Origin of the sequence: Desulforamulus aeronauticus DSM 10349 (assembly GCF_900142375.1) — a bacterium.
GTDB classification, from domain to species: domain Bacteria; phylum Bacillota; class Desulfotomaculia; order Desulfotomaculales; family Desulfotomaculaceae; genus Desulfotomaculum; species Desulfotomaculum aeronauticum.
Window position 1 is genome coordinate 1 of the sequence record NZ_FRAR01000012.1, and the last position, 13,140, is coordinate 13,140.

The following is a 13,140-nucleotide window of genomic DNA, read 5'->3' on the forward strand; positions in this document are numbered from 1 at the left end:
TCAGCTATCAATACGACAGCCGGGGCAACCGGATACTAACCTCCGCCAATGACAAAAGCTTGGATGGCTTTATACCCGGAGATTTTAGCTATAACTCGTGGGACCAACTAGCCACATTTAAAACTGATGGGAAGACCTATAACTACTCCTACGATCCTGAGGGGTTAAGGAATAAAAAGGTTACCTCTTCTGGCACCACCAGATATCACTATGATAATGAAGGTAGAGTGATCACCGAGACAAACGACAGTGGTGGGGGTGTCACTGCACAGACTATTTGGGGACATCAGGCTTTGGCCAGAAAAATTAGTGGTAACTATTATTACTACCTGTACAATGGCCACGGAGACGTAACCCAGGTTATGGATCAAAACGGCAATATTGTTAACAGCTACACCTATGATGAGTGGGGTAATATATTAAACAAGCAAGAACAGGTATCTAATCCGCTGAAGTATGCCGGAGAGTACTTTGACGACGAGAGTGGGCTGTACTACTTAAGGTCTAGGTATTATGACCCGACCATAGGAAGGTTTATATCCAAGGACTCCTATGAGGGGAATATAACTAATCCTTTGACTTTAAATGTATATACTTATGTGGAGAACGACCCGTTATCGCGAGTAGATCCATCGGGACATTTTTCCATCGGATCTGTTATCGGAACAGTAATCAGTGTTGCAGTTAAAGTTGCTATCACAATCTCTAATTCATCTAGGGGTTCAGGGTCATCCAGAAAGAGTAGTAGTAATAAGGCTATTTCAAATAATAAGGGAATACTAGAAAGTCTAGGAATGGTAGCGGCTGTTGACTGGAATGACAAAAATCTACAATCAGTCATAGGTAATAAGCCAACTACTTATAGCAGACCCTCTTTTTCGGATGCTTTTGAGATAAGAGCAGGATTAGGATTAGGTTTAGGTGTTGAAGTTAAGATCGGACCTCTTGCGGGGTCGATTGGGACCGGTGCATATAGAATGATAGGAATCTCAAATTCCGAATATGTAAATTATCAAGAAGCACATGCAGAGGCTGTAATTAAACTCGGAGAAATAAATGCTGGTATAAAAAGGAAAGCTACCTTGTATAAAGAAGATGAAGATGGTGGGGATCCATGGCTCAATCCTAAAACGAAATATGATACAGTTAATTTAATAAAAATAGATAACATAAGCAATGAAAGCTATACGGTTAAAGCAGGTGCTAGCCTTGGTCCAATAAAGTCAAGTATAGGGGTTAATACAAAAACTTTATATGAATGGGGTTCAGGAGTAATTACGGATCTTTTCGGGAATTAGAGGTTGATCATTAGCTGTGGTTTAATCCCTTTGCATTAGAGGGCTATCCTAGATTAGTTATAGCTGTTAGCCCTCTAGCTTTATTTAACATAATCTAAATATAGTGATAAAGTATTAAATAAGTCTGGAATATCAAAAGAAAGGAGATACATGATTTGAATTTGTTTTATAGGCCAGCAGATAATTGCAAAAGAGTATTATCTATATTAATTGATATAACAATTATATTATTCCTGATGTTACTGTATTACTCAATATTAATGTTTACTACAGGTAGAACCTATAATATTATTTTAATTACGTATATTCCCACTTTTATAGTCGTTTGTTATTATATTTTTCCAGTTCTACTTTTTGGACAAACAGTTGGGAAAAAAATGTTTAGACTTAAAATTGTTTCTATAAAAAGTGGCAAAATAACCTTGTACCAACTAATTAAAAGATTGTTCTTTTCCTTTGGATTTTGGCCAGGCATTTTGTATATCTTTTTTAATGAAGGACATCTAGCAATACATGATAAGATATCACAAACTAAAGTTATTGATGTAACAAGTCAGCCTAAAGACTAAATTGATAGAAAAAACGAGTAAAAATTAAACGATAAAACAATTATGATCAAGGGGCTAGGCATTTAACTTAATTTATTCGTATTGCGAAACAGGTGGGCCATTTGGAAATATAACCAAAGAACAATACCTAAGTAGTTTTGTAAATATAGCTAGTGAACAAAGAACAAAGCATATTCTTTATGGAGATAAAACAGGTGGTAGGCATTTATGGCCTGGAACTGGAACACTATTCCCTAAAAGTTGGAATGCAGAAAAGGTTATGCACAATGTTTCAAATATAGCTACTGACCTTAAATTAAATTGGAATAAGGGAAGAATTGCTAAGGGGGTACAAAGTATCCCAGTAAGGATTTTTTTCTGCAAAACACTAGCAAATCTGACTACAAAAAAGTGAAGAAACGATCCCTATGGGTATGTAGAAACTACCCGTTCCGCTTCCTGAAAACTCTGGATTGGATCTCGTCATATTTGGCGGAGGCTTGAACATTGTTAAATGAAGGATATGTGTATTGCGTGAATTATATGGGAAATAAGATAATCGGAGGGCTGCTATGAAAATCATAAATATTGAGTATCCTTTGTATTACGACAGTTTAGATAAAAAGAATGGAAATACGGATATTTTTGTTAAACTTGATGATGGTATGACATATACTATGGTGATTACAACAGCTAGTAATTAGTATTGGTATATGGATAAGGAAGGTCTTGATTATATTCCAGCTTCACCTCTAGATATAGTTGTAAGAAAGTTAAATGAGGAAGTACTGGAAAGGGCAATTCAGACTTACGTCTAAGACAATGCATACTGGCTTAGATATATTTTTTAGCTGGTAAAAGTGACGGTACATTTAGTATTTCAGCAATGGATGATTTGATAAAGCCAATAAAAAAAGCTAATGATGATATATCAAGTTAGGTTTTAGAAACGCCAAGGGATGATCTTAAAGGGGTTTAAGCAGTTTTGCGCGCAAAAAGGCTCAACTATCAGATATTTACTGATGGTTGAGCCTTTAATAGGAATTGGCAGATGAGTACTATGACGACGAAAGCAGACTGTACTACCTATGACCCGAACATAGGAAGGTTTATATCCAGAGACTCCTATGAAGGGGATATAACCAATCCCCTGAGTTTGAATCTATATACCTACGTGGAAAATGATCCGTTATCATATGTGGATCCTTCCGGGCATTCACTGATAGGAGCAGTAATCGGTATTGGAATTGGTGTTGCAATTGGCATTAGTACCGGCAGCTCGCGTGGGGGAAGTTCACACTCTGGAAGCAGGAGTTCTGGAGGTAGTAGTTCCAAAGGCAGTATTTCTGTTAGCAATAGCTTAGATTTTATTGGTAGTTTCATTAATTTATTTAGTGGTAAATATAGTGACCAGTGGAATGGGGTTAGTGGGGCAGGAGAAGGGAGAATACCCGGAAGTATAGGCAAGGTTGCTGATGCGGGTTGGGCACAAAGAGGAAACGATCCCTATGGGTATGGAGAAACTATAACTTTTCAACCTTTTCCGATCCCTGAAAACCCCGGATTGGATCTCGTGATGTTTGGTGGAGGCTTTAACATTGTTAAAGGGATTAGGGGTACAGGTGAAATTAAAAATGTGTATAATTCAATTAAACAAGCACCCAAATACCCATCTGGATTTAACGCTGTACAAAATGGTACTAAGAAAGTAAATGTAAAGAGCCAAGATGTATTAGAAAAGTTAAGAGAAGTAGAGTCAGGACAATGGAAAAAGATATATAAGGATGGGTATGACTTTAATGGTAAAAAGATATCAATACATTATTTTGAAAGTCAATCTGGAAAAGTCTTTGATGTGAAAGTTAAATCAGGATGGAGTAATAAATAAATTTGAGGTGTTATCGTGGAAATAAACATTAGTATTTCTGGAAAAAGTGAAAGTGAAAGGTTAGTTTCTATAATTCAGTTAGGATTATTATCTGCATTAGAAAAACAAATAATAAGTATCGAAGAAGCCGAGGGATATTTATTTAATCCCCTTACTGTTAGTAAACTAGAAATGTATGGTTTAAGTGAAGAAGTGATAGATATAATAAGGGAAGGGTGTGAATTAGAAGATATTCAAAGTTTAATGCCTGAAAAATTGTTACCAAATATTATCAGGATAAAAGAACAAATACTAAGTAATATTTCTATCATCCAAAGCCCTGAACCACCAACAGAGAAAATTATTAAATAGATGAAAGTTATTGCCCTTGAACATGTTTGTTCTAGGGCTTTTTAGTGGAAGGAGTGAGGGAAATGAAAGAATATTATATTGTTATTTTTTGTCTTAAGGCAGAATGCCATTATACATTATGGTATACAGATGATGTATGATTTCGTTTTGGATAGCGATAAAAGAAAATCAAGTCTTTTGAGAATGAAGCAGAAGTCAGGGCACTGCAACTCAGAGCGGTTATATCTTACAGGATGAGAGTACTGGGGTATGTTGTGATGAAACGAAATTGTTAGATATTCAAAATGGTGAATCACTCCGAGAATATGGTTTGACAATGCTTCCACCATTGTCAATGCTTCAACACAATAATATATTATTCTTTATTAATACCTATAATTTTATATGTTAAACATCTTATATAAACGACATTAAACTACAGTATCTCTGAAGGAAAGGAAGGATCTTTTAATTTATAATCTTCATATACTGTTGACAACTATGAGTTAGGAAGGAGTTAAAATGAAAAAAAGATTATTAAGTCTTTTGCTAGTATTGGCTATTGAAATTGCTTGTTTTCCTTTCGTTTCATTTGCATCAGAGGTCAATGAACCAGACCCATCAGTTCAAGCTTCAAGTTATGAGGCTTTAGAGCTATCAGGTGGGATGCTCAATACAAGTTCTCTTTTATCAGACACTTCAACTAACTTACTTAATAACCCATCTTTTAAATTAAACCTTACAGGTTGGAGTTTAGGTAGTGGTGGCGGCATTGTTGAAACTGTGAGCACGGATAGTTTTTCAGGCGTAAAATCACTGCATATAAAACAAACGACAACCAGCGAAAAAAATGTTTATGTGCTTCAAGACATACCTGCTTCAGCGGCAGAAGTCTACTCTTTAAGTTGTATGGCTAAGCAGATTACTGGATCTTCAGTTGAGTTATATTTAGATTTCTTGGATTCCGCAAAACAAAGAATTTCTGTATACACAAAAAAACTGCCTGTTAGTACCACTTGGCAACCAGTGCAGATATATAATAAAATGGCCCCTAATAGCACAGCTTATGTTAGGATCTGGATTTGGGCGAATATCCCAACAGCCATAGGAACAGAAGCATTTGTGGATGATATAAAACTATCAACAGGCGTATTAGCTAATTCGTCTTTTGAACAGGATTTGGCAAGTTGGAGCTATGGTAATGACGGTGGCATTGTTGAGACTGTAACCACAGATAGCTTTTCAGGGGTAAAATCTCTTCATATTAAGCGAACAACAACCAGTGGAAGTGCATATGTTTTTCAAGACATACTTGCAACAGCAGCAGAAGTCTACTCTTTAAGCTGTATGGCTAAGCAGATTACTGGGTCTTCAGTTGAGGTATATTTAGATTTCCTGAATTCTGCAAAGCAAAGAATTTCGGTTTACTCTGCAAGATTTCCCATCAGTTCCACATGGCAATCAGTGAAGATAGAAAATAAAATAGCACCTACAAACACGGCCTATGTTAGGATATGGGTTTGGACGGTTAATCCACCAACCATAGGAACAGAAACATTTGTGGATGATATAAAACTATCAACAGGCTTATTAGCTAATTCGTCTTTTGAACAGGATTTGGCAAGTTGGAGCTATGGTAATGACGGTGGCATTGTTGAGACTGTAACCACAGATAGCTTTTCAGGGGTAAAATCCCTTCATATTAAGCGAACAACAACCAGTGGAAGTGCATATGTTTTTCAAGACATACCTGCAACAGCAGCAGAAGTCTACTCTTTAAGCTGTATGGCTAAGCAGATTACTGGGTCTTCAGTTGAGGTATATTTAGATTTCCTGAATTCTGCAAAGCAAAGAATTTCGGTTTACTCTGCAAGATTTCCCATCAGTTCCACATGGCAATCAGTGAGGATAGAAAATAAAATAGCACCTACAAACACGGCCTATGTTAGGATATGGGTTTGGACGGTTAATCCACCAATTGTAGGAACAGAAACATTTGTAGATTTATTACAACTTACAAATATACAAGTAAGCAATAAAAGCTTATACGATAATATGAACCGCTTAAATACAATTTATTTACCAACAAAGACTATAAATTATCAGTATGATAGTAATGGGAATTTAATAAAACGTACCATAAATTAATAACACAGTGAATGAAACCCTCTTGGTAGACACTAAGTATAGTTAAATATACAATGTGTTTATCAAGGGGTTTTGTGTAATGAGAAAGAAATTTAGTAGGAATTTAAGATTCAAGTTGTAAAGCAAGTCCAAGAGGAAGGAAAAACAGCATCAAAAATAGCACATGAATTAGAATTATCCCCCAATAGGGGGATGGTAGCTTCGCTGGTAACTACCCTTTCCAGTAAGTTTAGATATTGACACAAAAGAACCATCCCTTTGAGTTCGATAAAAAACCGAGGAAAACAAGATGTATTGGATTGAGGTCCCCGGGCAGGAAGAAACTTTTGAATATTTAAAAAATATCTAACGAACAGAGCTTCTATATTAATTCAAAGGGTAAACTGATCATTTCCTTTAATAAATATGAGGTGGCTCCAGGGTACATGGGAACTCCGGAATTCATCATTCCCACCGAGGTAATAGCGGATGTTTTAGTAGGCAACGAGTATATTGATCAAAATACCCACCCCCGGTTAAGGAGGTGGGTATCTTACTATTAAGCTATTAATCACTGATGATGGTGAGGTCGCAGTGGTTTCGTCTATAAATTACGGGGTTTTAGCTGCCAAAAGGGAATAATAAAATGTAACCTGCAAAGGATAAAGGATAAGAAAAGAACTGAGGAGGTTTGAAATGGAATTTCTTCAAACATGGATCAATCCACTTTATGCAGTGATTCTATGGATACTGGTGTTTATTTTAATTAAACCACCGAGAATAAAGGAGCTATTACCAGTTGGAATAATTGCCGGAATTATATTATTTGTCGTTGAATATGTCTTAATTTCCCTTGGCTTGATGCAGTTTAATAAGGGTTGGATTTTAGTTGCCGGCGTACCCCTATTTAACCCCATTTGGGGCATAGCTGCAGGGATTCTAGTAATGCAATATATGAAACAAGACTTTAGTAAGAAAATACCGATGATCCTATTCTTCACAATAATTGTCGAGATTGCAGTTTATGTTGCCATAGAGGTAGGCAATATGTCCTTATTGGGCAGGTATAATCTGTTTTATGATTTTCTTGTTAACTTTGTCGTTATAGTAGTATTAACCCATCTAGCTGAGGGGTTATATGGTCAGCGAATATATCGGAAGGATCTTACTAGGATATAATTTACTGTTTGTATCAGAGAATTGGTTTAAGCAACGGGGGTATCTTTTTGAAGATTGCTATTATCGGTGCTGGATTAGCGGGACTTTCCGCAGCGTTAACCTTAGAAAAAAACGGCTTTATACCCGATGTCTATGAGCAAAATTCCTTGGTCGCAGACCACTATTCGCATGTTGGTGTTGTCTTAAATATGGCCTATCGAAGCATTTCCTTAGAGCCATTAAAATATTTGAACAAATTGCTTACTGTAAAGTTATCACCTCTAGAGACCATTAACAACTTAATTATTAACAGCCAAAATTCTCAGGCCTCTGTGAAAAATGAAATCATTGGCCATAGCTTTGTCGTTGGGCCTGAGCCGAACTCTTTACAAAACCAAATTTTAAAGCATATTAAAAATTCTAAAATGCTCTATGAGCAAAGGGAATCCTTGGAAAACTTGCGGCAAAGATATGATTATGTGATAGTTGCCTCCGGTAGCAGAAGCGAAGACTACGTTGCAGACAAATATTTAAAGGGTTGGCATCAATACCTGGTTGCTTATAGTCGGGTTGCTAAAATATATGGAAAATTTGAGCCGAATACAGCCATTGTCTGGGGTGATAAGGAAATCCTTAAGGATGGTTACGCCTTTTTAGCTCCTTTTAGCCGTCAAATAGCATCGTTATACGTAACTGTGCCACATGTTAGCAGTTGGGCTGAATTGGATCAAATTTGGAAAGCATTTTTTAAAAAAGAAGGCATATTGGAAAAATACACCCTTTTGGGAACCTTTGAAAGAACCCATGTAAGTGCCTATTCCAGCAGCGTAACCTGGGAAAACTGTTTGTTTGCGGGGGATCAAGGTTGCTTTTTAGACCCCTTCTTAGGCTTGGGGGCCGCAACCGCCATTGTCTCAGGTGTTATGGCAGCTAGAGCGATCATAGAAAATAGCAGTTATGATAAACTGGTGCAAGAGCATAAAAAAGTAATCAGTGTTATGAGCAAGGTAAGAAACTTTTATGATAGCATAGATGATAAGACCTTTGATTTTATAGTAACTTCTGAGGATAATGCGGTCATTAAAAAACTTATTTATGGCACTACTATTGATTGGTTAAAATATGGTTCTAAAGCCCTGGGTCCTTTCCTCAAACAAAAGAAATCCCCCAATGTACACGATACATTTTCTTCACCAGCAGAGTAAATTTGGCTTGGTTTTATTAATTGTGCCACTGATCACCAACGGGGCATTTTTATTTAATTAGTGAACCAGAAGAGGTGATTTAATGAAGAACATACTGGTTGTCGACGACGAACCGGCCATTCGAGATTTAGTGCAGATGGTTCTCACTCGTGAAGGCTACCGGGTGACAGTGGTACCGGATGGGCAAACTGCTCTGGATTTGCTTCGTTCTCACAAACCAGACCTGATTGTATTAGATTTAATGCTACCGGATATGAGTGGCCATGAGGTATGTAAAAAAGTAACCGAGCAATATCAGATTCCCATCATCATGCTGACTGCGAAGCACGAAGTGGTGGACAAGGTATTGGGTTTAGAGTTTGGTGCAGATGATTACATCACCAAACCCTTTGATGCCAGGGAACTGTTAGCTCGGATTAAGGCATTGCTCCGTAGATTGACCAAACAGGAGGACTCTGGGATAAATATTATCTATCAAGGCTTGGAGATCAACCTGGCCAATAAAACCGTTTATAAAAACGGTGAATTAATCTCTTTAACTCCTAGGGAGTTTCAACTGCTGGAGGTACTGGCCACCCATCATCGAAGAACCTTTAGCCGAGATGATCTGATGTCTCTAGCCTGGGGCTATGAGTACAGCGGCGACAGTCGGGCAGTGGATATTCATATCACACGACTGCGCAAAAAGATTGAAGATGACAGCAGTCAACCGCGATATATTGTTACGGTTTACGGGTTTGGTTACCGCTTCGGGGGTGTTTAGGTGAAATTCGCTACCCGGTTAACTCTTTACTATTTAGTTGCCACCTTGCTTTCCCTAGCCTTGGTGGGAGTAGCCATTCTGAAGGGAATCGAGTACTACGGCATGGCGACGGTAGAAAAACAATTAATTGAGCAGAGCGATTCAGCTACCCTATATATTACGCAGACTCTCCTGTTGGAAAAGTTAGGACCTGTTGGCTTACAGGAAATTGCCGAGCAGGTGGCAAATAACCTCAGTGCCGGTAAACGGCAAGTACGTATATATGATCGACAGTTACGGATGCTTACTGCCTCGGTAGATGGGGTGAAGCAAGAGGAGATTACTCTTGGAACACCAGATGTACATAATCTTGCCCCGACCTTACAAGGAAACTATGCCTACCGTATCCGAAATAACAGGGCTTATTTTGCCTCCCCCATTGAATTGCAAGGACAAGTAATTGGTGTGTTGGAGTTTGTTTATCCGTTAGATTTTCTGAACCAAGTACTTACTTCTGCAAGAAATATTTTCTATGCTGGGGCAGTTGGTTTTGCCTTGCTGATTACCCTGTTTAGCATTTCCATTGCTCGCAAAGTAGTAAAACCTATTCAGCAGTTGGTAGAAGCCACCAACCGCTTTGCCGGGCGAGATTTTACCCCGATATGTTTAGAACGCAGTGATGAGTTGGGCCAGTTAAGCCGCAGTTTCAGTGATATGGGTAACCAACTGCAGGATTACATTCAGCGGCAACGTCAGTTTGTGGCCAACGTATCCCATGAATTGCGTACACCACTGACTGCTATTAAGGGTTACTCAGAATATTTAATTGATGAGGTGAAGGGCCAGCCGGATTTGGCCAAGGCGGTTGATCATTTGAATAATGAATCCAGCCGGCTTACCCGCTTGGTTAATGAGCTGTTACTGATATCTCGGCTAGATGCAGGACGAGAAGATTTTCTCTTTGAGCGAGTAAATTTATCCGAACTGGTAAAAGAAACTCTAGACAAGCTGCAGTCTCGGGCGGCTAAGTATACCATTTACTTCGAGGAAAAAGTTGAACCAGATGTAACTGTGTCCGGGGATCGAGAAAAACTGTTGCAGGGTATACTTAATCTTCTGGATAATGCCCTGAAGTATTCGCCTCCCGGCGGTAAGGTTGAAGTAGGTGTTGCTGCCGATGGCAGCAGTGCTTATTTTACGGTAGCGGATCGGGGAAGAGGGATACCGCCGCAGGATCTGAATAAAGTATTTGAACGTTTTTACCGGGCAGCTAACGCCAAGGCAGTGGGAGGAACCGGTTTAGGCTTGGCGATTACCGAGGAAATTATTACTGCCCATCATGGCAAAATACAACTGGCTAATCGTCCTGATGGTGGCACAAAAGTTACAGTGACACTACCACGACGATGAATGATACAACATTGAAACATTATTGTAGTTCCGTTGAAATAACCTCTTGCTACAATGGCATAGAAAGGAAAGCGCTTCCGCAAAAATAGCAGATACAAGGAGGAACCATGAAGAGGTTATTTGTTTTGACGATGGCACTGTTCCTAGCAGTTGGATTCATTGGCTGCAGCGGTCAAAAAGAAAAGAAGGAAGACAATGGGGTAAAGGTTATACCAAAGCCCCCTAAACAAGAGCTATCGGTAGTAAGCATCGACAAATTGCATGATGGACTAGCCCAAGATATTTCACCCGATGGTAAGACATTGCTGTTCTCCTGGAACATGGGGCAGCCGGATAAAGACCCGAATGATGAAATGGCTCCAGCGAATCTCTTGCACACCATGAATTTGGCCGACGGGTCGGTGAAAAAGCTTAGCAATTCGGAAATCCACCAGGGCAGTGCGCGGTACTCACCCGATGGCAAGAATATTGCCTTTTTGGAAAACGTGGAGACGTTTTTCCAAGCCTACGTGATGGAGAATAAACTCGACGCACCGAAGAAACTAATTCACAAGTCCGATGAAATAGCCAACTCCATTGCCTGGTCTCCCGATGGCCAGACCTTTGCAGTATCTTATTTCCTGATTAATAAGGGTCGGATTGTCTTGTATGATGCCCAGGGCAATGAAAAGCAGAGCTTCCAACAACAGAGTGGCATCGCCATATTCCCCCAGTTTCTTGATAATAATACATTGCTCTATGTAAGTGTAAACCGTGGTGATAACACGTTAAAGGTCATGGCCCTGGATGTGACTGCCGGCACCAACAAACCCAAGGAATTTGTCGCGGGTACCAACTTCAAGGTATCACCCGACAAGCGTAGTTTAGCTTATCTGGTAAATGATGGGGACCGCAGTCAATGGAAAATTAAAGTAAATGCCATTGATAGTAATTTGAAAGTAGGCAGCACCTTGACGGAGGCCAGTGTAAAGGACAGCAGCGTACAGATGGCTTGGTCCCCGGATAGTCGGTATCTGTTGTTCAGCGACGAGAGTAATATTTGGGCTATCAATACTAAAAACGGCGAGAAAAAACAGTTAGTTTCAGATATGAGGATGATCAACCATTTACTTTGGGCCGGTGATGAGGGGATTATCTTTACCGCCATTTCCAAAGAAGACGAAAAGAAGGGGAATTATAATTTCAACACGTACCTTATCAAGTTAAAATAACACAGTACATTATCTAAACGGTAGAGAGGTCACTCTCTACCTACCTGTGTTCTTGAAAGGGTATTTTTAAGAAGATAAAGGCCCTTAAAACTGTTTTTATAGTTGTTACGTTACGAAATTTATAAGGGTAACGTCTTACTAATACGCAATAAGCTAGGAGCAACGGAATATGGATTTGCGTCTGTTTAAGAGCCAATCGCTGGATAAATTGAAAGAAGGGTTTAAAATGGTTACATCTAAAAAACTGTTTCTGGTGTTAACCCTATTCCTACTAGCTACCATGATCTTGGGCGGGTGTGCTAAAAACTCAGGGGAACCAGGCAACCCCAGTACCCCCAAGGAGGAACAAAAGACGGATACCCAGAAAATATTGCTGAATCAGATAGTGCAATTAGCCGAACAAGGCAAAATTATCAACTGCGAATTTCCGGTTGAGAAAACAGTCATTGATACTGTAGAGGAAAAATGGGGCAAACCAGACAAAGTAGACTACGTCGCCCAGGCCAAGGGCAGCTATGCAACGTACGGCAAACATAAGGTTGTTTTTGGGTTTAATAAGGGCTCCCAGATTTTTGATGTACGGTCTTTCGATGATAATGTAAAGCAAATTACCATGTCCAAGGTCAAAGAGGTTCTGGGTAAACCGGGAAATACTCTTCAGTATGATACCGAGGATATGCTGGTTTATCAGGCTGGTGAAAATTATGAGCTGCTGTTTATTTTCCCGAAAGCCACCCAGCAAGAGGCTGATCCCAAACTAGACCATTACAACGTCTTTTATCCAAGGGGCACCGTAAATCTAATGGCTGATGACCCAGGGATATCTTATTTACAAGGGACTGCAAAGACAAAGGCCACGAACCGATATGAGGTTGCCGGGATTGATGATGCTGCAGCTTTTGAGGCAATATTTACTACCGTTCAGGGCTTGGTCAAAAAGGATGATAAAAGTCAGGTCGCACAATACATTCTATATCCAATTCATGTTTCTATTGATGGTAAAAAAACAAAAATTAACAATGAAACAGATTTTGTAAAATACTATGATCAAATTTTTAATGAAAAAGTTAAAAAGGCACTTATCCAGCAGGATGTGAATAAAACGTTTGTTAACTACCAAGGGGTTATGGTAGGAGACGGGGAAATATGGTTTACGGCTGCCCCAGATAAAGGGCATAAATATTACATTTATGCCGTTAATAATTCATAATACGATAAATGAT

General features: G+C 39.0%; 12 protein-coding genes. All 12 read left to right on the forward strand.

The features are described 5' to 3' along the window. Positions 1–1,298: RHS repeat-associated core domain-containing protein (locus BUA78_RS07805; protein WP_139257296.1), on the forward strand; the 1,298-nt coding region annotated here is incomplete at its 5' end. Between the two features lie 161 nt (positions 1,299–1,459). Further along, complete coding sequence (locus BUA78_RS21060) at positions 1,460–1,867, forward strand: RDD family protein (RefSeq protein WP_420795496.1); 408 nt, start codon at positions 1,460–1,462, stop codon at positions 1,865–1,867. Between the two features lie 551 nt (positions 1,868–2,418). Beyond that, positions 2,419–2,550 (forward strand): hypothetical protein, encoded by a 132-nt coding sequence (locus BUA78_RS20835; RefSeq protein ID WP_274377382.1) that lies wholly within the window; start codon positions 2,419–2,421, stop codon positions 2,548–2,550. Positions 2,551–2,906: 356 nt separating this feature from the next. Further along, on the forward strand, positions 2,907–3,734 hold the full coding sequence (locus BUA78_RS07820) for an RHS repeat-associated core domain-containing protein (RefSeq protein ID WP_238456761.1): 828 nt from the start codon (positions 2,907–2,909) through the stop codon (positions 3,732–3,734). A gap of 15 nt (positions 3,735–3,749) precedes the next feature. After that, positions 3,750–4,085, forward strand: coding sequence for a DUF3969 family protein (locus BUA78_RS07825; protein ID WP_072912886.1), 336 nt, complete (start codon positions 3,750–3,752; stop codon positions 4,083–4,085). Between the two features lie 501 nt (positions 4,086–4,586). After that, entirely contained in the window at positions 4,587–6,212 is a 1,626-nt protein-coding gene (locus BUA78_RS07830) for a hypothetical protein (RefSeq protein ID WP_072912888.1), read from the forward strand. Between the two features lie 675 nt (positions 6,213–6,887). Beyond that, positions 6,888–7,370 carry a hypothetical protein gene (locus tag BUA78_RS07840; protein WP_072912890.1) on the forward strand — a complete coding sequence of 161 codons (483 nt, stop codon included), beginning with the start codon at positions 6,888–6,890 and terminating at the stop codon, positions 7,368–7,370. Positions 7,371–7,417: 47 nt separating this feature from the next. Then, positions 7,418–8,554, forward strand: coding sequence for an FAD-dependent oxidoreductase (locus tag BUA78_RS07845; RefSeq protein ID WP_072912892.1), 1,137 nt, complete (start codon positions 7,418–7,420; stop codon positions 8,552–8,554). Between the two features lie 82 nt (positions 8,555–8,636). Further along, a complete protein-coding gene (locus BUA78_RS07850; RefSeq protein WP_072912894.1) occupies positions 8,637–9,317 on the forward strand; it encodes a response regulator transcription factor in 681 nt (226 codons plus the stop codon). Continuing rightward, positions 9,318–10,706, forward strand: a complete 1,389-nt coding sequence (locus BUA78_RS07855) for a sensor histidine kinase (RefSeq protein ID WP_072912896.1) — start codon at positions 9,318–9,320, stop codon at positions 10,704–10,706. A 107-nt stretch (positions 10,707–10,813) separates the two neighbouring features. Next, complete coding sequence (locus BUA78_RS07860) at positions 10,814–11,917, forward strand: TolB family protein (RefSeq protein WP_072912898.1); 1,104 nt, start codon at positions 10,814–10,816, stop codon at positions 11,915–11,917. 169 nt (positions 11,918–12,086) lie between these two features. Next, on the forward strand, positions 12,087–13,127 hold the full coding sequence (locus tag BUA78_RS07865; protein ID WP_072912900.1) for a YjgB family protein: 1,041 nt from the start codon (positions 12,087–12,089) through the stop codon (positions 13,125–13,127). Positions 13,128–13,140: the final 13 nt, after the last annotated feature.

Excerpts from the sequence above, each read along its gene's own strand:
- BUA78_RS20835 (WP_274377382.1), top strand. The coding sequence starts at position 2,419 with ATGAAAATCATAAATATTGAGTATCCTTTGTATTACGACAGTTTAGAT.
- BUA78_RS07820 (WP_238456761.1), top strand. The coding sequence starts at position 2,907 with ATGACGACGAAAGCAGACTGTACTACCTATGACCCGAACATAGGAAGG.
- BUA78_RS07830 (WP_072912888.1), top strand. The coding sequence starts at position 4,587 with ATGAAAAAAAGATTATTAAGTCTTTTGCTAGTATTGGCTATTGAAATT.
- BUA78_RS07840 (WP_072912890.1), top strand. The coding sequence starts at position 6,888 with ATGGAATTTCTTCAAACATGGATCAATCCACTTTATGCAGTGATTCTA.
- BUA78_RS07850 (WP_072912894.1), top strand. The coding sequence starts at position 8,637 with ATGAAGAACATACTGGTTGTCGACGACGAACCGGCCATTCGAGATTTA.
- BUA78_RS07860 (WP_072912898.1), top strand. The coding sequence starts at position 10,814 with ATGAAGAGGTTATTTGTTTTGACGATGGCACTGTTCCTAGCAGTTGGA.
- BUA78_RS07865 (WP_072912900.1), top strand. The coding sequence starts at position 12,087 with ATGGATTTGCGTCTGTTTAAGAGCCAATCGCTGGATAAATTGAAAGAA.